Source organism: Kribbella sp. NBC_00709 (assembly GCF_036226565.1).
Lineage (GTDB): Bacteria > Actinomycetota > Actinomycetes > Propionibacteriales > Kribbellaceae > Kribbella.
Window position 1 is genome coordinate 3,336,924 of sequence record NZ_CP108996.1, and the last position, 20,336, is coordinate 3,357,259.

The following is a 20,336-nucleotide window of genomic DNA, read 5'->3' on the forward strand; positions in this document are numbered from 1 at the left end:
TTTGGCGAAAATCGTCAGCCGATTTTCACGACTCGGCATGGGGGTCAGGAGCCGAACGCCACGACTCGGCGGAGCGATCAGGCGGCGAGGCGCGGGTGGCGACGGGTGCGGAGGTCCTCGGAGATGCGGGCGACGACAGTGCCGGGGGTCTGCAGGAGGTCGTACGCCGTGATCACGCGCACCAGCCAGCCTGCGCGTTCAAGGTTCTCCCGCCGGCGGATGTCCTGCCGCCATTGACGGGCGTCGCGGAGATGGTGCTGACCGTCGTACTCGATCCCGAACTTGACCTCCGGATAGCTCAGGTCCGGCTGCGCCAGCCAGCCGCCCGCGGAATCAGTGACGACGTGACCGATCCGCGGCTCGGGCAGACCGTTGAGAACGATGATGAGCCGCAGCCGGGACTCCATCGGCGAGTCGACGCCCAGCCGGACAAGCGCAGCCGCTTCGCGAGCGAGGCGGATGCCCCGAACGCCGATCGTCGCGGCCGCCAACTCGACCAGGTGCTCCGGCCTGAGATCGGTCCGCCGTACAAGGGAGTCTCCCGCTGAGACCAGGTCGACGAGATCGCAGTACGGCGCCAGGTCGAGGAACGTTCGCCCGGGCGGAGTCATCAGCAATCCATCTCGCAGTACCCGCTCGAGGTGCTGTACTTCGTGAACGCGCAGGCCGCTCACCCGCGGAAGACTCACCCGCGGATCGCGCTCGACGGTCACATGTACGACGTCACCGGCGCGCTCGTTGGCGGTCCACAGACTCAATGCGGTCTGGTGGCTCACGACTGCGCCGGGTGTCAGCAACAACGCGGCCTCGGCCTGCACCCGGGACGTCACCGCGACGTGCGCGCCGACGTACACCGACCCCAACACACGCCGGTACTGCACTCCGCGCAGCACACCCCGAGACATTCCCGCGTCTCGAGCCTCCGCTGCCGTGAACAACACCCAACCATTGTCCAGATTCCCCCAACCGCGTGACTTCCGTTATCCACAGGCCCGCCGAGTCGTGGCGATTGGCTGCTACCCCACACCGCGAGTCGTGGATCGAGGCAGATTTTCAGAGCCGATTTTCACGACTCGGCGGGAGGGGGACGAGCCGATCCGCACGACTCGGGGAGGGGGTCAGTTGTTGGGGTCGTGGAGGTCGGGGCGTTGGGTGGGGGTGGTGATGTCTACGTCGATCGGGCTGATCTTGGTGGGGGCGGTGATTTTGCCCGAGGTGATGGGGACGTTGAGTTTGCTGGCGGAGAGGTCGATGTCGATCGTGGCGCCGGTGTCGTTCGGAGAGGTCCACCCGGTGTCGGCGAGGGTTATGGCCAGGCCGAGGACACGGCCCTTGGGGATGACCTGGTCCTGCGGGCGGAGCGGGACGTTGACCGTGGTCCACTGGCCGGGCGTGAGCGGAGTCGGCTTGGAGAGCGACTTGCTGTGGGCGGCGTCGATCCAGCCGCGGCTGACGATGCCGTGGTCGCTCTGCGTGGTGAGCTTGTCGACGGTGAAGTAGCAGCTGTCGTCGTAGTCGGTGCTCGAACCTTCGCAGGTGCTGTCGTCGGTGGTACGGACCCCGGAGTACCGCTCGGCGTCGCCGTACTCGATCAGGCGGGCGGTGATCGGGGTCGTCGACGAGTCCGACTTCACCCGGAGCGTGACCGACGCCGTACCGCTGATCCGCATCGGCGCGGCCAGCGGTGCGGACAGGAACATCTGCCGTCCCGCGATCACCTCCGACGGGTCCGCGACGATGTCGTCCTCGGTCAGGTCGGGGTCGTCGGTGATCGTCACCGAACCCTTGCCCACGGCCCCTAGTTTGCCGGCCGACAGTGGCACCTGGGTGGGACGGTTCACGGCCGGCCAGGTCTTGTAGTTGCGCCAGACATCGGGTGCGGTCTCGATCGAGACGGACGGCTCCTTCATGACGCCGTTCTGCAGGCCCTGCAGCCAGTAGTCGAACCACTTGTGCAGCTCGTCCACCCACTCGTCCCGGCGGAACTCGAACGGATCGACGTGGTCCTCGAGGCCCAGCCACAGCTTGCGCGGCACGTTGTTGCGCGACAGCGCCGACCACCACTGCGAGAAGTGGTTGGTCTGCACGTTGTAGTCGCTGAGCCCGTGCGTCATGAAGACCGACGCCTTCACCTTCGAGGCGTTCTTGGTGTAGTCGCGCTCGGACCAGAACGACGTGTAGTCGCCGGTGTCATCGTCGTCGTTGTCCCCGAGGTCGCCGCGGACGTCTTCACACGCAGGGCTGTCGTGGCCGACGTACCCACCGAGCCAGGGCATGTAGTCGTCCGAGTACGGTACGCCGCCGGAGCGGGTGTAGTCGTACCACGACGAGATGGCCGAGATCGGCACGATCGTCTTCAACCCGCGAACGCCCGTCGCGGCGACGCCGTTCGCGAGCGTTCCGTCGTACGACTTGCCGATCATGCCGACCGCGCCGGTGGTCCAGGTCGCCTTCACCGATTGCCCGTCGGCAGTGTGCGCGGTGTTGCGGCCGTTCAGCCAGTCGATCACGTCGACCACGGACTGGATCTCGTCGCGGCCGCCGACGTCACCGCAGCCGGTGGACCGCCCGGTGCCGAGGATGTCGACGCCGACCATCGCGTACCCGCGCGGGACGAAGTAGTTGTCGTAGAACAGCGGCATCTTCTGGATCACGCCGTCGCCGTCGTACGTCTTCTTCTCGTTCTCGTTGCCGCGTCCGCAGCAGGAGTAGTACGGCGACGCGTCCATGATGACCGGGATCTTCACACCGGTCAGCGCGGGTTCGCTGGGGCGGACGATGTCGACCGCGATCACGTCGTCCTTGCCGTCGGAGTCGGTGTCCATCGTGGTGTCGACGTACACCGATTCGCGGATCGCGTTCGCGTAGTCGTAGACCGGCTGCGTGCTCTTGCTGCGCGGATCGACGTGCTGCGGCACACTGGGTGCTGCCGGGGCAGCAGCGGGTCCGTCCGGGATCGGAGCAGCCACGGCGGGACCGGTGACGGTCGCGAGGCTGAGCACGGCGGACGAGGCCAGGATCGTCATCCTGGCGCGGACGGTCGTCATGGCTGGGAAGGCTAGTCACTCGCGCGCCGCAACGCCAGGTTCTGCCGAGATTGGCAGCGACCTGCCCGATACGCAGCGTGAGAACGGGCGATTCGGTAGGGTGACCGCCACCGCCCCCGGGGGGACGCACGAAAGGGTAGGCCAGTGAATCTGCGAGCACCGGTGACATTGCTGGACGTTGCACAACGTGCGGGTGTGTCGGTCGCGACCGCCTCCCGCGTGCTGAACGGCGGGGACCGCGTGCCCCGGCCGGAACTGCAGGAACGGGTCAAGGCGGCCGCCGACGAGCTCGGCTACACGCCGAACGCGCAGGCGCAGGCGCTGGCCAAGTCGTCGACGAACGTGGTCGGCATCCTGGTGCACGACATCGAGGACCCGTACTTCGCCGCGATCGCGAACGGCGTGATGCGCGCCGCGGACGAACGCAACCTGCTGGTGATGCTGGCCAGCACGTTCCGGGACTCGGACCGCGAGATCGCTTACCTGTCGTCGTTGCGGGCGCAGCGAGCCCGGGCCGCGGTGATGATCGGTAGCCGCCGGACCGATGCGGACAGCCTGTCGCGGACGGCGTCCGAGGTGGAGAACTTCCTCAACTCCGGCGCGGGGCTCGCACTGGTCAGCCAGTCCGGGATGCCGGCGCACACGGTCGAGCCGGACAACCGCACCGGGTCGGCGGATCTGGCCCGCGCGCTGGTCGGGCTCGGGTGGCGGAAGTTCGCCGTACTGGGTGGTCCGGAGACGCTCGCGACCGCACGGGATCGGCGTGCCGGGTTCATCGCCGGCCTGGCCGAGGCGGGGTTGCAGCCGGTCGCGATCGAGTCCGGTGACTTCACGCGCGACGGCGGGTACGCCGCTGCCGAGCAACTGCTTGATCGACAGGCCGACGTGGACTGTGTGTTCGCGGTGAACGACGTGATGGCGGTCGGTGCGATGTCCGCGTTGCGGACGCGCGGTGTCGACGTGCCGGGCAAGCTCGGCGTTGCCGGATTCGACGACATCGCGACGCTGCGTGACGTGTGGCCCGGTCTCACCACCGTGCGGCTGCCGTTGGAGCAGATGGGCCGGCGCGCGCTCGAGCTGGCGATCGAGGGCGGCGACATCACCACCGAGACGTTCAAGGCCGAGGTAGTACTGCGGGAGAGCACCGCGCGGGGCTGAAATATGCTCCCGGGGTGACTGTCTCCGAGATCTTCGACCCGTCGGCCTGGAAGCAGGTGGACGGCTTCGAGCTGACCGACATCACCTATCACCGGGCAGTCGACGCCGGCGTGGTGCGGATCGCGTTCAACCGGCCCGAGGTGCGCAACGCGTTCCGGCCGCAGACCGTCGACGAGCTGTACCGCGTCCTCGACCACGCCCGGATGTCGACCGACGTCGGCTGCGTACTGCTCACCGGCAACGGTCCGTCGGCGAATGACGGCGGCTGGGCGTTCTGCTCCGGTGGCGATCAGCGGATCCGCGGCAAGGACGGTTACAAGTACGCCGAGGGTACGACGGCGGAGACGATCGACCCGGCGAAAGCGGGCCGGCTGCACATCCTCGAAGTACAACGGCTGATCCGCTTCATGTCGAAGGTCGTGATCTGTGTCGTTCCCGGTTGGGCCGCGGGTGGTGGGCACAGCCTGCATGTGGTCGCGGATCTGACGCTGGCATCGGCGGAGCACGCACGGTTCAAGCAGACCGACGCGGACGTGGCGTCGTTCGACGGCGGGTTCGGGTCGGCGTACCTGGCTCGGCAGGTCGGGCAGAAGTTCGCGCGGGAGATCTTCTTCCTCGGCGACGAGTACTCCGCCGAGGACGCGTACCGGATGGGCATGGTGAACAAGGTCGTCCCGCACGCCGAGCTCGAGGCGGTCGCGCTCGAGTGGGGCAAGAAGATCTGCGCGAAGTCGCCGACCGCGCAGCGGATGCTGAAGTACGCCTTCAACATGATCGACGACGGGCTGGTCGGCCAGCAGTTGTTCGCCGGCGAAGCGACCCGCCTCGCCTACGGCACCGACGAGGCGGCCGAGGGCCGCGACTCGTTCCTCGAGAAGCGCGACCCCGACTGGTCGCCGTACCCGTATGCGTTCTAGCGAGTCTCGGTAGTTCTTAACATCAATTTCTGGGGTTTTCACAGAAACATTCGTGCGAACTGCTGACAGTTCGCGGTAGATCGCTTACGGTCGGGCGCTATGAAGAATCTCTCCCGCCGTGGGTTGCTCGTCGGTGCCGGTGCGCTGGTCGCCGCCGGGGCCGTCGGATCGACCGCCTCTGCCCGACCGTTCACCCTGCTGCCGTCGCGCCGGTTCGTCCTGGACGGGCCGGGTGGCGAGGTGTTCAGCGGTAAGCCGCTGGCCGACGCCACGGTCATGCAGTCGATCGCGTTCGACAACGCCAACCAACGGCTCTTCGCCGGTCAGCTGCGCGCGGGTTCGCCGGCCAGCAGCGGTGACCTCACGCTGACGCAGCTCACCCTTGCCGGCGACGTCGTCGGACACATGTACCTGAGCGGGTTCGGCCACGCGGTCTCGATCGGAGCAGAGGCGATCGGACGTACGACGTACCTCTGGACCGAGACCGACGTGGACACGGCGAACGCGCGGGGCCGGCAGATTGCTCGCTTCCCGTGGCAGGACGGCGCGACGCTGACCAAGGACTCACCGGGACTGCGGAGCTGGAAGCCGGTCGCGGACGGCGCCGTCTTCACACCGTCCGTGGATCAGCGGCACGGCCGGATCGGGATCCGGCACACGCTCGCGGACGGGTTCCACATCAACGTGTACTCGCTCGCGGCCGCGCGGGCGGGGAACTTCTCCCGCGTGCTCGCGTCGTTCAAGCAGCCCGCGATGACGCCTGACATCGACTTCCAGGGCTGGGCGCTCTACGGCTCGTACGTCTACCTCTGGGAAGGCGAGGCGTACGCCGGTGCGTCCGACCCCGCACTGGCGACGTCGAAGCTCTGGACCTACGACATCAACCAAGGCGAGATCGTCGAGTCCGTGAAGATCGTGGACGGCGGCGACCTGGTCTACCGCGAGGCCGAGGGGGTCGGTGTGTACGTCGACCCGTGGGGCCGCCCGGAACTGCGCTTCGGCTTCGCCTCCGGTGTCACCGGCGACCGCCGAATCAACCTGTTCTCCCGCAGAAGATTGGTCTAGCCAATGGACAGTCTGTCCCGCCGCGGGTTGCTGACCGGAGCCGGCGCATTAGTTGCCGCCGGCACCTTCGGCGTCCCCGTGGCCACCGCCCGGACCCTGACCCTCCCGACGTCCAAGCGCTTCAAGATGAGCGCGACCACCAACGAGTTCTTCCGCAGCCAGCCACTGCACGACGCCACCGTGATGCAGTCGTTCGCGTTCGACACCCCGAACAACCGGCTGTTCGCCGCGCAACTGAAGGCCGGCAGCGGCGCCAACAGCGGTGATCTCGCGCTCACGCAGCTCGACTTCGCCGGCAACGAGCTCGGATACATGTACCTGACGGGCTTCGGCCACGCCGTGTCGATCGGCACCGAGGCGGCCGGCAGTACGACGTACCTCTGGACCGAGACCGACGTGGACACGGCGAGCGGGCGCGGGCGGCAGCTCTGCCGGTTCCCGTGGCAGAACGGGAAGACGCTGACGTCGGCGTCGGTGACCAAGTGGAAGCCGGTGCCGGGCGGGAGTGTGTTCACGCCGGCCGTCGACCAGCGGTTCGGGCAGCTGGGTCTCCGGTACTCGCTGTCGGACGGGATGCACATCAACGTGTACTCGCTCGCGGCGGCGCGGGCGGGCGACTTCTCGACGGTGCTCGCGACGTTCAAGCAGCCGGCGTTGACGGCCGGGATCGACTTCCAGGGATGGACGCTGTACGGCGCGTACGCGTACTTCTGGGAAGGCGAGGCCTATCCGGGTGCGCCCGACGAGACCCAGGCGACCTCGAAGCTGTGGTGCTACGACATCAACGCCGGCCAGCTCGTCGACTCGTTCCTGACACTGGCAGGGAAGAGCCTGACCTACCGCGAGCCCGAGGGCATGGCCGTCTACGGATCGACCGACGCGACGGCCCGGCTGTACTTCGGCTTCGCCTCCGGCGTCACCGGCGACCGCCGAGCCAACCTCTTCTACCGCAACACCTTGGTCTGAAGGGCTATTGAGCCACGCCGTACAACCGGTCGCCTGCGTCACCGAGGCCCGGGACGATGTAGCCCTTCTCGTTGAGGTGGGAGTCCATGCCGGCGATCACCAGGTTGCACGGGACGTCGAGGTGGGTGAGCTCGTTCTCGACGCGATTCACCCCCTCGGGCGCGGCGAGCAGGCAGATCGCGGTGATGTGGTCGGCGCCGCGGTCGACCAGGAACTGGATCGCCGCGGCCAGCGTGCCGCCGGTCGCCAGCATCGGGTCCAGGACGTAGCACTGGCGGCCGGACAGGTCCTCCGGCAGGCGTTCGGCGTACGTCGAAGCGGTCAGGGTCTCCTCGTTCCGGATCATGCCGAGGAAGCCCACCTCCGCGGTCGGCAGCAGCCGCGACATGCCTTCGAGCATGCCGAGGCCGGCCCGCAGGATCGGAACGACGAGCGGCTTCGGCGCGGTCAGCTTCACGCCCTGCGCCTCGGCGACAGGGGTCTGCACGGTGACTGGACCGGTCCGAACGTCCCGGGTCGCCTCGTAGGCGAGCAGCGTGACCAGCTCCTCGGTCAGCCGACGGAACGTGGGTGAGTCCGTGTGCTCGTCGCGCAGCGCGGTGAGCTTGTGGGCGACGAGCGGGTGGTCCACGACGAGGATCTGCATAAGCCGGAACGCTACCGTCGGCGATTCCCGACGCGCGAGCGCGTCGCCTGTCAGACTTGAAAGTGCATTGGAATGTGCCCTGCCTCGCCCCCCAGGGAGTACGCCGATGACCTTCGAGCCCAGACCGCGCCTGGTGGTACCCCGCCGCGACCTCGACCGGCTGCGCCGGCGTGCCGAGTTCCTCCGGGAACTCGAGGAGGCGAAGGCATTGCGCGACCGGATCGCGCCCCGGCGGGCCCGGGTCCGGCGGTTACGGGAAGCGATGCGGAGAGCGACGTACCATCACTGACTGTTGACGGTTGTTGGCGGATCTGATATCGCACCGAGATCGCCTGGATAGCCGGAGTCTGGGACGATGAGCCGGTGTCTGACGCCATGGCTGGCCCTATGACCACCGACCTCGATTTTGCGGTCGCCGCTTACACCGAGGACGGCAACTGGACCGTCACCCCGCTGGTGCTCCGTGGTGAACCCGATCTGTCCACGCTGGTCTCCGCACTGCGCCGGTACCCGGGCGAAGGCGGCGTGCTGGGGATGGTCTCGGTCGACGAGGACTTCTTCGTGCTGGTCCGTGTCGCCGGTGGCCGGGCCCGGTTGCTGATCTCCGACGTGACCGCCGCGACCGAGTGGCCGCTGGCCCGGCAGATCGTCGACGAGCTCGACATCCCGCTCGCCGATGACGACGACGAGCAGGTACCGGCCGGCGACCTCGCCATCCTCGCCGACCTGGGGATGACCGCGATGGACCTCGGGGCGCTCTGCGACGACGTCGACCTCTACCCGGAGGAGATGCTCGAGGAGATCGCCGACGCGCTCGGGTTCGGCAACCAGTTCCACGACGCGATCGAAGCCGTTGGCTAGCCCGATCCTGCGGCGCGAGTGGTCGCGGTTGATGACGCTGGCGCTCGAGGAGGGCGAGAAGGCGCTGCCCGACGTACCGGTCGGAGCGGTCGTGGTGGACGCCGACGGTGAGGTGATCGGGCGCGGGCACAACGAGCGCGAGACGACGGGCGACCCGACCGCGCACGCCGAAGTACTGGCGATCCGGGAGGCGGCCCGGCACGTCGGCGAGTGGCGCCTGACCGGGTGCACGCTGGTCGTCACCCTGGAGCCGTGCACGATGTGCGCCGGGGCGATCGTGCTGTCCCGGCTGGACCGGCTGGTCTTCGCGGCGTACGACGAGAAGGCGGGCGCGGTGGGATCGCTGTGGGACGTCGTACGGGACCGGCGGCTGAACCATCGGCCCGAGGTCGTCGGCGGGGTGATGGCCGATGAAGCCGGTGCTCGGCTGCGCGATTTCTTCATTCGTCACCGGCCTTGATATTGTCCTCGGCGGTGGCGTGTCCGAGCGGCCGAAGGAGCGCGCCTCGAAAGCGCGTGACGGGCAACCCCCGTCCGAGGGTTCAAATCCCTCCGCCACCGCCATGGAGTTGGATGGTCCCGCACGGAGTGTGGGACCATCCAACTCCATATCAAGTGCTGTGGGATTTGGGAGGAGCCTGCGACGGTTCCCTCCGCCACCGCCAACCGCCTTTCGGGGCGGAAGATAGGCCGGAGACCCTGATGCTGTGTGATGCGTCAGGGTTTTCGTCTCTCGGGACCTGACGTTCGACGGGAGGGCCCCATGGATGTTTCGGAGCTCGACCGGATTCTGCTGGCGGGGGCTGCGGTCCTGCTGGTCGCGGTCGTGGCCGTCCGGCTGACCGCACGACTCGGGCTCCCGTCGCTGCTCATCTACCTCGGGATGGGCCTGCTGCTCGGCGAGTCGGGGCCGGGACACATCCACTTCGAGGACGCGCAGCTCGCGCATGCGCTGGGGTTCGCCGCGCTCGTCGTGATCCTGATCGAGGGCGGTCTGACCACCCGGTGGAACGAAGTACGCCCGGTGATGCCGCTCGGCCTCGTCCTCGCGACGGTCGGCGTCGCGGTCAGCGTCGGCGTGGTCGCCTGCGTCGCACACTTCGTCCTGGGGCTCAGTTGGCAGCTGTCCGTGCTGCTCGGTGCGGTGACGTCGCCGACCGACGCGGCGGCCGTGTTCTCGGTGCTGAGACGGGTGCCGATCCGGCCGCGGCTGCGTGGCGCGCTCGAGGCCGAGTCCGGTCTGAACGACGCGCCGACCGTACTGCTGGTGACCCTCGTGAGCACGGGCGAGGTCGGCGAGAAGGGCCTGCTGTCGTTCACCGGCCTGGTGCTGTACGAGCTGGTCGTCGGCGCGCTGTTCGGTCTGCTGATCGGATGGGTGAGCGTCGGGTTGATCCGGCGGATGGCCCTCGGGTCGGCCGGGCTGTACCCGCTCGCCGTGATGTCGGTCGCCTTCATCTCGTACGCCGGTGGGTCCGTGCTGCTGCACGTATCGGGGTTCGCGGCCGTGTACGTGACCGCGCTGGTGCTCGGGCGGGCGGAGTTGCCGCACCGGATGGCGACCCGGTCGTTCGTGGACGGGATCGCCTGGCTCGCGCAGATCGGGCTGTTCGTGATGCTCGGGCTGCTGGCGTCACCGGGGCGGTTCCGGCTGAACGACGTACTGGTCGCGTTGGTGATCGGGATCGCGGTGACCGTGGTCGGGCGGTTCGCGTCGGTGGCGATCTCGGCGGCGCCGTTCCGGCTCCCGTGGCGGGAGCGGACGTTCATCTCGTGGGCGGGGCTGCGCGGCGCGGTGCCGATCGTGCTGGCGACGATCCCGCTGGCCGAGGGCGTACCGCAGGCGGACCGGATCTTCGACGTGGTGTTCGTGCTGGTCCTGCTGTTCACGTTGCTGCAAGGGCCGTCGCTGCCGTGGCTGGCGAAACGGCTGGGTGTGCTGGACGAGAACGCGGCGCACGAGGTGGACATCGACGTGGCGCCGCTGGAGTCGCTCGGCGCGGACATGCTCCAGGTCCACGTCCCGAGCGAATCGCGGCTCGCCGGGGTCGAGATCGGCGAACTGCGGTTGCCGCCGGGCGTCTCGGTCTCCCTCGTCATCCGCGGCGAACGAGCGTTCGTCCCGGACCGCCGTACCGTCCTCCGTGCCGCCGACGCGCTGCTGGTCGTCGCTCCCAGTCCGGTCCGCGAGCAGACCGTCCGCCGCCTCCGCGCCGTCTCCCGGGCCGGCCGCCTAGCCGGCTGGTTCGGCGAACGCGGCCGCGAACAGCATTGAACGAACCGTTTGCCCAACCCGTAGTTCTGAACTACCTTTGAACTATGAGCGAGCTGCCGGAAGTCAACTTCTCCGACCTGCTGCAACGCCCCAACGAAACAGTCGAAAAGCTCAAGTCAAGCCGAAGCCACGCCCTCCGCGTCCACCGCCGAGGCGTCGAGGACGACCTGGTGTTGACCACTGTCGACCGGGCGACGGAGGAGGCCGAGTTGGCCGATGTGACCGTGCGGGTGCTGCGTGCGGTGATGGCCAGTCCGGTACTGCGGTCGCACTACCTGCTCGACGTCCTTCCGCAGATCTTTCCGTGGGTCAAGTTCCTGCCGCCGGACGGCCGGATCGAGTTCGCGCAAGAGCTTGTCGACACGATGGACGCGAGTGCCGCCCTTGGTATTCCGGGGCCGGTGCTGATGCTCATCGCGCAATGGCGGAACACTGCCGGGATCTATGCCGATCCCGAATTGCTCGCCATCTTGAGGTCGCCGCGTGGTGGCGACTTCGGTCCCGTGCCGAGGCCCACAGTCGAGTGAGTCCCGCGAAACGAGGTGACCGGTGCTGCCCGCATCTGGTACTTGGTCGACCCGGAGAACAAGACCCTGTGGATCAGGCATGCCGTGACCGGGCACCCGAAGGCTACTGATTGATCAGTTGGGGTTCTGGCCGGAGGGGATGGGTTGCGGGGTGTGGACCACGGGGAGGCAGACGGTGGTGCCGGCCGGGACCTGGACCGAGGGGATGCCCTTGAGCTTGACCGAGCCGAAGCCGGCGCCGATCACCAGGTCGACGGTGTGGTCGGTGCGGCCGTCGGCCACCGGAACCGCCTTCTGGTTGAGCTGACCGGCGACCAGGGTCAGCTCGGGGGCGTTCGCGGCGACTCCGCGGAGCTCGGCGACGTCGACCTTGTTGCCCTTGGGCTCGTTGGAGATCTTGCCGATGTTGAAGCCGCGCTGCTTCAACGCGTCCGCCACCCGCTGGGCCGAGCCGGCCCGGGCGCCGCCGTTGTAGACGTTCAGCACCACCTGCTTCGGGACCAGCCGGTTGTTCGCGAGCTTCTGCTCGATGCACGTCGCCTCGGCGCTGCTGCTGATCAGGGACTTCCAGCCCCACCAGCCGCCGCCGGCGAGGATGCCGAGCAGGATCACCATCGTGATCGGCGTACGCCAGCGGATGCGTGAATGCGGCCGCGGTTGCGGATGGATCGCTGTCATCGGCTCAACCCCCCGTGAGCAGACATGGGTCAGTCCACTACCAAGACCCGGGCGTGCAGGACCTGACGCTGCTGCAGCGCGGCCCGGAGGGCGCGGTGCAGGCCGTCTTCGAGATACATGTCGCCCTTCCACTCCACCACGTGCGCGAACAGGTCGCCGTAGAAGGTCGAGTCCTCGTCGAGCAGCGCGTTCAGGTCCAGGGTGCCCTTCGTGGTGACGAGCTCGTCCAGCCGGACCTGCCGTGGCGGCAGCGAGGACCAGTCCTTCGGCCGCAGCCCGTGGTCCGGGTACGGCTTGTCGTCCCCGACGCGCTTGAAGATCACCCCCCGAAGTCTAGCGGTGTAACAGGTCTCAGGAGGAGGTCGTGAATGTCACCGGAATAGTCCGGTGCCGGATACAACCTTTCGGCCTCGCCAAACGTCCTCACAGGACAGCGGGGACTAGCATGCCGACCGGGTAGTGCAGAGAGATTCCAAGGCAACCGGGGAAAGGCACGCTGATGGCCGAGTCAGGCGACGTCGTGGAGACCGTCAAGCAGGGGTACGCGTTCGAAGGGCCCGCGCTCGAGCTGGGCGCCCTGCTGGTCGACGGTGAGCCGAAACCGGAGGCGGCGGTCCGGATCCCGCTGGGGATGATGAACCGGCACGGCCTGGTCGCCGGCGCCACCGGTACCGGTAAGACGAAGACCCTGCAGCTGATGGCGGAGCAGCTGTCCGCGGCCGGCGTTGCGGTGTTCGCAGCCGACATCAAGGGCGACCTGTCCGGCATCTCGCAGCCGGGTGAGGGCAACGACAAGCTGCTGGCCCGGACCAAGTCGATCGGTCAGGACTGGACCGCGTCCGGCTTCCCGACCGAGTTCTACGCGCTCGGCGGCCAGGGCACGGGCATCCCGATCCGGGCCACGATCACGTCGTTCGGGCCGGTGCTGCTGTCCAAGGTGCTCGGGCTGAACGACGTACAGGAGTCGTCGCTCGGGCTGATCTTCCACTACGCCGACCAGGCCGGCCTGACGCTGCTGGACATCAAGGACCTGCGGGCTGTCATCACGCACCTCACCTCGGACGAGGGCAAGGACGACCTGAAGGAGCTGGGCGGGCTGTCCGCGGCGACCGCGGGCGTGATCCTGCGGGCGCTGATCGGGTTCTCCGACCAGGGCGCCGAGGCGTTCTTCGGTGAGCCGGAGTTCGACACCGCCGACCTGTTGCAGCAGCGCGACGGGAAGGGCCTGATCTCGCTGCTCGAGCTGCCGAACCTGCAGGACCGGCCGGCGTTGTTCTCGACGTTCCTGATGTGGCTGCTGGCCGACCTGTTCCACGACCTGCCCGAGGTCGGCGACGTGGACAAGCCGAAGCTGGTGTTCTTCTTCGACGAGGCGCACCTGCTGTTCGCGGACGCATCGAAGGCGTTCCTGTCGGCGATCGCGCAGACCGTCCGGCTGATCCGCTCGAAGGGCGTCGGCGTCTTCTTCGTGACGCAGACGCCGAAGGACGTGCCGGACGACGTACTGGCGCAGCTCGGTTCGCGGGTGCAGCACCAGTTGCGGGCGCACACGCCGAACGACGCGAAGGCGCTCAAGGCGACCGTGTCGACGTTCCCGAGCTCGTCGTACGACCTGGGCGAGGTGCTGACCCAGCTCGGGATCGGCGAGGCGATCGTGACCGTGATGAACGAGAAGGGTGCGCCGACCCCGGTCGCGTGGACCCGGTTGCGGGCGCCGCAGTCGCTGATGGCGCCGGCGTCCGCGGAGCAGCTGACGGCGGCGGTGCAGGCGTCGGCCAACAACGCGAAGTACTCGCAGACGGTCGACCGCGAGTCGGCGTACGAGCTGCTGGCGGCGAAGGTGCAGGCCGGTGCGGCGCAGGCCGAGGCCGAGAAGCAGCAGCAGGAGCAGGCGAAGCAGCCGCAGCAGGAGTCGCGGCCGCGGGCGCAGAAGCAGGAGAAGTCGATGGTCGAGCAGGTCATCGGTTCGTCCGTCTTCAAGCAGTTCGCCCGCTCGGCCGGCCGGGAGATCGTCCGCGGGCTTTTCGGTGCTGCCCGGCGGCGCTGATCTTCCTTCCCCGCAAGGGAAGTCCTGCGTCTGATTGTTGATCAAACGACTGAATAGTGAAGGATTGTCGATCGTTTCCAACTCGTCATCCACAGCCGCGCCGCCACGGATTGGGACCTGACGCTCACTCGTCGTACCGTGTGAGGTGATGGTTGCGCAGAGTAGGCGAGCGATACGATCCTGGGCGCTCTGGACCCTGACGGTCCCGGCGTTCGCCGTCGTCGTGCTCGTCGACCTGGCCGCGATCGGGTACGGCGTGCAGGCGTTCACGGACCGTCCCGACTGGCGCGGCCTGGACGTGGTGTTCGCGCTGACCGTCTCGGCGCTGATCTCGGTCGAGGGCGCCCGCCGGGTGGAGAACCGGCGGCGGCGCGGTGGCGCGCTGCACAAGGACCTCGCTCCGGCCTGGATGATCGCCGCGGCCGTCATCCTGCATCCGGCGCTGGCGATCCTGGTCGCCGTACTGCTCCGGATCTGGTGGCGGATCCGGGCCGGCAAGTGCATCCCGTACCGGTGGGCCTTCTCGACCGCGGTGCACGTGCTCGCGGTCGGCGCCGCGCACGCGGTCTTCGTCTCGCTCCGCGACGTCATCGGCGGTGACCTCGGCCTGGTCGTCTCGATGGTCGGCGCCGCAGCGGCGTACGTCGCGACCGACACCGTGCTCTGCGGGCTGGCGATCTCGCTGATCATTCCCGGCAGCAGCCGCCGCGAGGCGGTCGGCGGGCTGGACGACCTCTGCACCGACGCGACCGCCGCCACCCTCGGCTGTCTGCTCGCGGCGGCCTGCCTGATCAGTCCGTGGTTCGCGTTCGTGGCGATCCCGATCACGCTGACCGCGCAGCGCGCCCTGCTCCTCGGCCAACTGGAGACCGAGGCGCAGACCGATCCGAAGACCAGCCTGACCCGGGTCGACTGGTGGCGCCGCCGGACCGAGGAGATGCTGCGGACCGCCCGGACCCAGCGCGAGCCGATGGCGGTCCTGCTGATCGACATCGACCACTTCAAGCAGGTCAACGACCGGCACGGCCACCTGGTCGGCGACGAGGCCCTGCGGGCGGTCGCGACGATTCTGCGCAGCGCGATCCGGGTCAAGGACGTGATCGGCCGGTTCGGCGGCGAGGAGTTCGTGATCGCGCTCCCGGACACCGGGCTCGACGAGGCGACCGTCACCGCGGACCGCCTCCGCAACGCGGTCTCCGCCAGTCCGCTCGCCGCGATGTGCGCCGGCGTGCTCGACGACCCGGATCTGGATCCGGACACGTTCCATCTGACCGTCAGCATCGGCGTCGCCGTCCATCCGGCCGACGGGGCGACGGTCGACGACCTGCTGCTCCGCGCCGACCGCGCCATGTACGCCGCCAAGGCGGCCGGTCGCAACCGGGTCCGCCTGGCCGCCGACACCGTCCCGCTGCCCAGGCTGACCGCGTCCACACAATTCTCCGATCCGGCAGAACCTTTGGCCCAGGCGCAGCGTCCTGTGAGGTGAGGGCGGCAGGACGGAGCGCAGATGGCGGCAACGGGGAGTCGTGACGACGACTTCACGGCATTCGTGCTGGCCAGATCCGCGCGGTTGGTGCACTTCGCGCGGATGCTCTGCGGCGATGCCGGCCTCGCCGAGGACCTGGTGCAGAACGCGCTGGAGAAGGCGTACCTGCGCTGGGACCGGATCGAGATGGCCGACCCGTTCGCGTACGTCCGGCAGGCCGTCGTCAACCAGCACCTGTCCTGGGTACGGCGGCGGCCGTGGCGGGAGCGTCCGAGCGGCGGAGCGACCGAGCTGGACCTGTTCCTCGGTCCGGTTGTCGATGACCCTTCCGGGGCGGTCAGCCGGCGGGTGGGGCTGGGGGCCGCGCTCGCGACCTTGAGCCGGCGGGAGCGTGCGGTCGTCGTACTGCGGTACGTCGAGGACCTGACCGAGCGCCAGACCGCGGAGGTTCTCGGGGTCGCGGTCGGCACGGTGAAGAGCGCCAACGCACGAGCCCTGGAGAAGCTGCGCGCTGCTCCGGAGTTGAGCGGCGTACCGGTGGGAGAGCGAGCATGAACGACAAGATCCTCGAGGAGGACGAGCTCCGGACGCTGCTGGCGCCGGGCGACGCAGGTACGCCGCTCGACCCGGCGCGGGTGATCGCGGGCGCCCAGCGGCGACGCAAACGGCGCGGGCTGGCTGCTGTCGCGGCATCGGTCACCGTTGCGGCGTTCGTGACCGGCGCCGTCGCCGGGATCGCCGGCACCCGCTTGCACGGCGACGCCCCCGAACCGGCCCGCCCCGCGCCCGCGACGGTCCCAGCGCCGACGACACCGGTGCCCACTTCCCACCCGATGCCCTCGCGCCCGGCAACGATGAGTCCAGGGGCGACGGCCACGCCGTTGGCCGTCCTGCCGACGCCCACGACGCCAACCGCGCCGCCGAGTACGCCGCCGACAGCGCCGACGCCTTCGTTGCCGACGACGTCGCGGGGTGCTGTTCCGACCGCGACGCCGAGCCGTTCTGCTCCTACGTCGACGCCCACCGCTCCGCCGACGCGTGCGCCGACCAACACTCCCCACACCGTGTCGCCCCGCTGAACAGAACCTTTCGCGGGCAGTTCGCGTCCTTCAGCCCGACCGAATACCGGAAGGTTGCGGAGGGCAACGATGAGAGAAGTAGGACCGAACCGTCGCGTCACGCGGCTGGTGCTGGGCGGAATCGCGGCTGCTGCCGTGGTGGTGGTCGCCGTCGCGGGAACGGCGATGGCGCGCAGCGGGTCGGCGGATGGCGACGGTGGTACGCCGGTCCACGCGACCCCCAGCCCGACGACGGACCAGCCGACCGTCTCCCCGAGCCGGACACCCGAGCAGCCCACCGCATCCCCGAGCGCCGTCCCGCCGAGGACGCCGACCCTGCCGCCGACGGTGTCCCCGACGCGCGGCCCGCGGCCCGTGCCGAGCATGACGCCCACGCAGCCGCCGATCGCGACGCCGAGCCGAGTGCCGACGGTATCTCCGACCCGAGCGCCGAGGCCGGTGCCGCCGACGGCGACGCCGACCCGCTGGTCGACGCCCGTGCCGACGGCCACACCGACGCAGCCGCCGCGTGCGGTGCGGCCGACGCCGACGGTGTCCCCGGCCGGCAAGTAGTCCGACCGATCAAGGACCGGCCGCGCGCTCACCGAGCAAGTCGGTGGGCGCGCGGCCGTCCTACTGCCTGACGTTCAGTGGCAGAGGTTCAGCAAGCGCCGAAGGTGCCGGCCGAGACCCACGCCTTCGCGACGTACATGCCCGCGTTGACGCGGAGCCAGATGTTGCTGGTGCCCTGTGATCCGGTGACGTTCTCGCCGGTCGTCTGGCACTCGACGGTGACCTGCGCGGACTTGCCGGCCATCCCGACGACGGCGCCGGTCGAGTTCGGCGAGTTGCGGACGTTCAGGTACCCGGACGAGATCGAGACCGTCCCGCGTCCACCGTCGCCGGCCCACAGGTAGGTCACGTCGACCCACGAGTTGTCGGCCAGCTTGAGCGCGTCCCAGAACACGCCGTCGGCAAGGTCGATCCCGGCCGGGTTGGCAACGGTCCGGCCGAACTGATCCTTCTTCCCGTTGTACCCGTCCTGGTACGCCGCCTGCGCCTCGGGCTTGCCCTGCGGCAGGTCCTTCCACATCTCGCGGGTCGCGCCCGGGTTCCAGTAGTCGTCCTTGGTGTTCCACGGTCCGACGTCCCACACCGGCTCGAACGCACACCGTGAGGCGGTGCAGACCTTGACCGAGTAGGTGCCGGATCCGCTGCCCGACAGTCCGCGGCGGGACGGCAGTGCGACGAAGTGGTCCCGGCTCACGATCACGTGGCCGTTGGCCGTCGTACCGCCGACCAGGCCTTCGCGGGTCGCGAAGACGTGCGACTTGAGTGGTGCGGCCTGGACACTCATCCGCGCAGCAGCCGCCTTGTCGGTCGGCTGCACGGTCAGATCGGCGATGGACGGGCTGCCGCCGGTCGGTGGCGCGGTGAGGATCACCCGCAGCTGGACCTGGTCGCTGGCGCTGGTTAGTGCGGTCGGGGCGCCGGCCTTCGCCTCGGTCCACTCCGACCATCGACCGTCGCCCCAGGACCGCACGTCGACCGACCCGGACATGCCGTTCGGTACGGCGGCCGAATAGTCGACGATCACGGCCGAGGTCAAGGCGGCGAAGTGGACCGGAGTGAGCTCCGCCAAGCCCGAGCGCTGTTTGATCTCGGTGGAGCCGATGGCGGCGGGTGCGTCGCCGAGGATGATGCGGCTGCCCTCCACCCGGACGTTGCTGGACCCGGCAACAGGCTGGGACACGGCGACGGGGTCGGGTACGGCGGCGGTGCTGGGCAAGGTCGCGGTAAAGATCGCCGCGGTCACGGCCAAACAGGCGGCGAGTGCGGCTGGACGGCTGGTACGCATGGGCGGAACCTCCGGGGCGGTGAAGGCGTGTGCACTCAATGTGACAAACAAACACCGCCTCTGTATAGACCGTGAATAAATTTCTCCTGACCGAACAGAACCCGATCGGTGACTCAGTGGGTTTGGACCGGTGTGACAGAGGCTGAGGAGAATCGATGACCCGGACCGCGGACGCCGACTTCGAGCGATTCGTCGTGGCGCAGTCGACCCCCTTGCTCCGCTTCGCGGAGATGTTGTGCGGCGATCGGCATACCGCCGAGGACCTGGTGCAGCAGGCGTTGATGCGGTCCTACCCGAAATGGCACCGGCTGGAGGGCGACCCGTTGCGGTACGTCCGGCGGGTGCTGGTCAACCGATTCCTCTCCCAGGCCCGCCGGCGCTGGAACAACGAAGTACCCAGTGATCCGGTAGCAAACGATTGGGACCAGCGAGCGGTGGCGGACTTCGCCGGGGCGGTCCAGACCAGGGAGGCCGTGCTCTCGGCCCTCAACGGTCTGACCGTCCGGGAGAGAGCCGTGGTCGCGCTGCGCTACTCGCAGGATCTCTCCGAGGCCGAGACCGCCGAGCTCCTCGGTATGGCGGCCGGGACCGTGAAGAGCACGGCCTCCCGGGCGCTGGCCAAGTTGCGTCTGGCACCCGACCTGATCGACAGCGGAGTTGGAGGAAACTGATGAGTGACGAGCAGCAAGTGCGTAATGCGCTGACCTATGAGATGGAGCCGTGGCAGCCGGACACCGGCGACCTGATGCGGCGCGGCAAGCGGCTGACCTGGCTGCGCCGTGGACTGGCCGCGGCGGGCGTCACCGCCCTGGCCGGAACCGTTGCGACGGTGTCCGCCGCGGTCGGCGGACCGAGCCTGCCGGTGAAGAACCTGCTGGCCGGCGGTGCGAGGCCTCCGGTGCCGGCAGTGGTTCCGGCCGGTACGCCGACGGCGCCGACGGTCGACCCGACCTGCCTGCCGGCCAAGCCGGAGCTGCCCACGGTGACGGTCTCGGTGAACAAGACCATCGACCCGAACAACCCACCGAAGCCGACGCTGCCGGCCAAGCCGTCGTTGCCGACCGGCAAGCCGACGCTGCCCAGCAAGCCGAATCTGCCGACCACCCGGCCCTCGTTGCCTGGTAAGCCGAGCCTGCCGACGGTCCCGACGACCAAGCCCAGCTGGCCCACGACGAAGCCGTCGCTGCCGGGCAAGCCGCAGGTGCCGACGACCAAGCCGACGCTGCCGACCGGCAAGCCGACCCTGCCGAGCAAGCCGTCGCTTCCGGCCACGAAGCCGACGCTCCCGTCGCTGCCGACTGCCAAGCCGACGCTGCCGGGCAAGCTGCAGCTCCCGACGACGAAGCCGACGCTGCCTGGCAAGCCTTCGATCCCGACCGCCAAGCCTTCGCTGCCGAGCAAGCCGGTCCCGACTGTGCCGGACTGCGTGCACGGCGTGCCGACCGGGAAGCCGACCGTCGCGAAGCCGACGCTGCCGAACGTCCCGGGCAAGCCGACCCTGCCGACCGCGAAGCCGACCGCTCCGAAGCCGGCTCTGCCGACGGTGACTGTTTCCGGCGGCGTGACGGTGACGATCGACCCGGGCAAGCCGCAGAGCAAGCCGACGCTGCCGGCCAAGCCGTCGATCCCGACGACGAAGCCGACGTTCCCGACCTCGAAGCCCAGCGTCCCGACGCCGAGCCTCCCGACCGCGTTCCCCACCGGCCAACCCTCCTCCGGCCGGTAGGGCTCCCCGCCACCGGCGAGT

The 20,336-nt window shown here is 69.0% G+C and carries 22 protein-coding genes and 1 tRNA gene; 17 read left to right on the plus strand and 6 right to left on the minus strand.

The features are described from left to right. Nucleotides 1-77: 77 nt before the first annotated feature. Both OHA18_RS16495 and OHA18_RS16500 read right to left on the minus strand, forming a co-directional pair. Nucleotides 78-881, minus strand: coding sequence for a hypothetical protein (locus OHA18_RS16495; protein WP_329004979.1), 804 nt, complete (start codon nt 879-881; stop codon nt 78-80). 237 nt (nt 882-1,118) lie between these two features. Beyond that, nucleotides 1,119-3,047 (minus strand): Xaa-Pro dipeptidyl-peptidase, encoded by a 1,929-nt coding sequence (locus tag OHA18_RS16500; protein WP_329004980.1) that lies wholly within the window; start codon nt 3,045-3,047, stop codon nt 1,119-1,121. A gap of 144 nt (nt 3,048-3,191) precedes the next feature. Between OHA18_RS16500 and OHA18_RS16505 the strand changes: the two genes are divergently transcribed. From OHA18_RS16505 to OHA18_RS16520, 4 genes are all read left to right on the plus strand, one after another. After that, nucleotides 3,192-4,205 (plus strand): LacI family DNA-binding transcriptional regulator, encoded by a 1,014-nt coding sequence (locus OHA18_RS16505; protein WP_329004981.1) that lies wholly within the window; start codon nt 3,192-3,194, stop codon nt 4,203-4,205. Nucleotides 4,206-4,219: 14 nt separating this feature from the next. Further along, nucleotides 4,220-5,122: a 1,4-dihydroxy-2-naphthoyl-CoA synthase gene (locus OHA18_RS16510; protein ID WP_329004982.1), complete on the plus strand. Its 903-nt coding sequence runs from the start codon at nt 4,220-4,222 to the stop codon at nt 5,120-5,122. A 99-nt stretch (nt 5,123-5,221) separates the two neighbouring features. Then, complete coding sequence (locus OHA18_RS16515; protein WP_329004983.1) at nt 5,222-6,187, plus strand: phage baseplate protein; 966 nt, start codon at nt 5,222-5,224, stop codon at nt 6,185-6,187. Between the two features lie 3 nt (nt 6,188-6,190). Further along, nucleotides 6,191-7,153, plus strand: coding sequence for a phage baseplate protein (locus tag OHA18_RS16520; RefSeq protein WP_329004984.1), 963 nt, complete (start codon nt 6,191-6,193; stop codon nt 7,151-7,153). A gap of 4 nt (nt 7,154-7,157) precedes the next feature. On the opposite strand, the gene upp is transcribed toward OHA18_RS16520, so the two are convergent. Then, nucleotides 7,158-7,799, minus strand: a complete 642-nt coding sequence (upp, locus tag OHA18_RS16525) for a uracil phosphoribosyltransferase (RefSeq protein WP_329004985.1) — start codon at nt 7,797-7,799, stop codon at nt 7,158-7,160. Nucleotides 7,800-7,905: 106 nt separating this feature from the next. Between upp and OHA18_RS16530 the strand changes: the two genes are divergently transcribed. From OHA18_RS16530 to OHA18_RS16555, 6 genes are all read left to right on the plus strand, one after another. After that, nucleotides 7,906-8,088, plus strand: a complete 183-nt coding sequence (locus tag OHA18_RS16530) for a hypothetical protein (protein WP_329004986.1) — start codon at nt 7,906-7,908, stop codon at nt 8,086-8,088. Nucleotides 8,089-8,186: 98 nt separating this feature from the next. Continuing rightward, nucleotides 8,187-8,660 (plus strand): tRNA adenosine deaminase-associated protein, encoded by a 474-nt coding sequence (locus OHA18_RS16535; protein WP_329004987.1) that lies wholly within the window; start codon nt 8,187-8,189, stop codon nt 8,658-8,660. A 31-nt stretch (nt 8,661-8,691) separates the two neighbouring features. Next, on the plus strand, nt 8,692-9,120 hold the full coding sequence (locus tag OHA18_RS16540; RefSeq protein WP_329006119.1) for a nucleoside deaminase: 429 nt from the start codon (nt 8,692-8,694) through the stop codon (nt 9,118-9,120). Between the two features lie 13 nt (nt 9,121-9,133). Further along, nucleotides 9,134-9,224 (plus strand) — tRNA-Ser (locus tag OHA18_RS16545). 199 nt (nt 9,225-9,423) lie between these two features. Then, nucleotides 9,424-10,935 (plus strand): potassium/proton antiporter, encoded by a 1,512-nt coding sequence (locus tag OHA18_RS16550; RefSeq protein ID WP_329004988.1) that lies wholly within the window; start codon nt 9,424-9,426, stop codon nt 10,933-10,935. Nucleotides 10,936-10,979: 44 nt separating this feature from the next. Continuing rightward, complete coding sequence (locus OHA18_RS16555; RefSeq protein ID WP_329004989.1) at nt 10,980-11,462, plus strand: hypothetical protein; 483 nt, start codon at nt 10,980-10,982, stop codon at nt 11,460-11,462. A 114-nt stretch (nt 11,463-11,576) separates the two neighbouring features. Here OHA18_RS16555 and OHA18_RS16560 read toward each other — a convergent pair whose 3' ends face one another. Next, nucleotides 11,577-12,140 carry a LytR C-terminal domain-containing protein gene (locus OHA18_RS16560; RefSeq protein ID WP_329004990.1) on the minus strand — a complete coding sequence of 188 codons (564 nt, stop codon included), beginning with the start codon at nt 12,138-12,140 and terminating at the stop codon, nt 11,577-11,579. Between the two features lie 29 nt (nt 12,141-12,169). Next, entirely contained in the window at nt 12,170-12,463 is a 294-nt protein-coding gene (locus tag OHA18_RS16565; RefSeq protein WP_130386840.1) for a type II toxin-antitoxin system VapB family antitoxin, read from the minus strand. Between the two features lie 176 nt (nt 12,464-12,639). Between OHA18_RS16565 and OHA18_RS16570 the strand changes: the two genes are divergently transcribed. From OHA18_RS16570 to OHA18_RS16590, 5 genes are all read left to right on the plus strand, one after another. Further along, complete coding sequence (locus tag OHA18_RS16570) at nt 12,640-14,187, plus strand: helicase HerA-like domain-containing protein (RefSeq protein ID WP_329004991.1); 1,548 nt, start codon at nt 12,640-12,642, stop codon at nt 14,185-14,187. Between the two features lie 148 nt (nt 14,188-14,335). After that, a complete protein-coding gene (locus OHA18_RS16575) occupies nt 14,336-15,673 on the plus strand; it encodes a GGDEF domain-containing protein (protein ID WP_329004992.1) in 1,338 nt (445 codons plus the stop codon). A 21-nt stretch (nt 15,674-15,694) separates the two neighbouring features. Next, nucleotides 15,695-16,228: a SigE family RNA polymerase sigma factor gene (locus tag OHA18_RS16580; RefSeq protein WP_329004993.1), complete on the plus strand. Its 534-nt coding sequence runs from the start codon at nt 15,695-15,697 to the stop codon at nt 16,226-16,228. Then, complete coding sequence (locus OHA18_RS16585; RefSeq protein WP_329004994.1) at nt 16,225-16,752, plus strand: hypothetical protein; 528 nt, start codon at nt 16,225-16,227, stop codon at nt 16,750-16,752. Before OHA18_RS16580 ends, OHA18_RS16585 begins: the two co-directional genes overlap by 4 nt. Nucleotides 16,753-16,821: 69 nt before the next feature. Then, a complete protein-coding gene (locus tag OHA18_RS16590; RefSeq protein ID WP_329004995.1) occupies nt 16,822-17,304 on the plus strand; it encodes a hypothetical protein in 483 nt (160 codons plus the stop codon). Nucleotides 17,305-17,392: 88 nt separating this feature from the next. On the opposite strand, the gene OHA18_RS16595 is transcribed toward OHA18_RS16590, so the two are convergent. Beyond that, nucleotides 17,393-18,589 (minus strand): hypothetical protein, encoded by a 1,197-nt coding sequence (locus tag OHA18_RS16595; RefSeq protein WP_329004996.1) that lies wholly within the window; start codon nt 18,587-18,589, stop codon nt 17,393-17,395. Between the two features lie 155 nt (nt 18,590-18,744). Here OHA18_RS16595 and OHA18_RS16600 point away from each other — a divergent pair, with 155 nt between their 5' ends. Beyond that, nucleotides 18,745-19,260, plus strand: a complete 516-nt coding sequence (locus OHA18_RS16600) for a SigE family RNA polymerase sigma factor (RefSeq protein WP_329004997.1) — start codon at nt 18,745-18,747, stop codon at nt 19,258-19,260. After that, entirely contained in the window at nt 19,260-20,315 is a 1,056-nt protein-coding gene (locus tag OHA18_RS16605; protein ID WP_329004998.1) for a hypothetical protein, read from the plus strand. Before OHA18_RS16600 ends, OHA18_RS16605 begins: the two co-directional genes overlap by 1 nt. The last annotated feature ends 21 nt before the right edge of the window (nt 20,316-20,336 follow it).

Excerpts from the sequence above, each read along its gene's own strand:
- OHA18_RS16590 (WP_329004995.1), top strand. The coding sequence starts at position 16,822 with ATGAGAGAAGTAGGACCGAACCGTCGCGTCACGCGGCTGGTGCTGGGC.
- OHA18_RS16515 (WP_329004983.1), top strand. The coding sequence starts at position 5,222 with ATGAAGAATCTCTCCCGCCGTGGGTTGCTCGTCGGTGCCGGTGCGCTG.
- OHA18_RS16540 (WP_329006119.1), top strand. The coding sequence starts at position 8,692 with ATGACGCTGGCGCTCGAGGAGGGCGAGAAGGCGCTGCCCGACGTACCG.
- OHA18_RS16595 (WP_329004996.1), bottom strand. The coding sequence starts at position 18,589 with ATGCGTACCAGCCGTCCAGCCGCACTCGCCGCCTGTTTGGCCGTGACC.
- OHA18_RS16530 (WP_329004986.1), top strand. The coding sequence starts at position 7,906 with ATGACCTTCGAGCCCAGACCGCGCCTGGTGGTACCCCGCCGCGACCTC.
- OHA18_RS16570 (WP_329004991.1), top strand. The coding sequence starts at position 12,640 with ATGGCCGAGTCAGGCGACGTCGTGGAGACCGTCAAGCAGGGGTACGCG.
- OHA18_RS16500 (WP_329004980.1), bottom strand. The coding sequence starts at position 3,047 with ATGACGACCGTCCGCGCCAGGATGACGATCCTGGCCTCGTCCGCCGTG.
- OHA18_RS16555 (WP_329004989.1), top strand. The coding sequence starts at position 10,980 with ATGAGCGAGCTGCCGGAAGTCAACTTCTCCGACCTGCTGCAACGCCCC.
- OHA18_RS16520 (WP_329004984.1), top strand. The coding sequence starts at position 6,191 with ATGGACAGTCTGTCCCGCCGCGGGTTGCTGACCGGAGCCGGCGCATTA.
- OHA18_RS16585 (WP_329004994.1), top strand. The coding sequence starts at position 16,225 with ATGAACGACAAGATCCTCGAGGAGGACGAGCTCCGGACGCTGCTGGCG.
- OHA18_RS16550 (WP_329004988.1), top strand. The coding sequence starts at position 9,424 with ATGGATGTTTCGGAGCTCGACCGGATTCTGCTGGCGGGGGCTGCGGTC.
- OHA18_RS16535 (WP_329004987.1), top strand. The coding sequence starts at position 8,187 with ATGACCACCGACCTCGATTTTGCGGTCGCCGCTTACACCGAGGACGGC.
- upp (WP_329004985.1), bottom strand. The coding sequence starts at position 7,799 with ATGCAGATCCTCGTCGTGGACCACCCGCTCGTCGCCCACAAGCTCACC.
- OHA18_RS16575 (WP_329004992.1), top strand. The coding sequence starts at position 14,336 with ATGGTTGCGCAGAGTAGGCGAGCGATACGATCCTGGGCGCTCTGGACC.
- OHA18_RS16605 (WP_329004998.1), top strand. The coding sequence starts at position 19,260 with ATGAGTGACGAGCAGCAAGTGCGTAATGCGCTGACCTATGAGATGGAG.
- OHA18_RS16580 (WP_329004993.1), top strand. The coding sequence starts at position 15,695 with ATGGCGGCAACGGGGAGTCGTGACGACGACTTCACGGCATTCGTGCTG.
- OHA18_RS16600 (WP_329004997.1), top strand. The coding sequence starts at position 18,745 with ATGACCCGGACCGCGGACGCCGACTTCGAGCGATTCGTCGTGGCGCAG.
- OHA18_RS16560 (WP_329004990.1), bottom strand. The coding sequence starts at position 12,140 with ATGACAGCGATCCATCCGCAACCGCGGCCGCATTCACGCATCCGCTGG.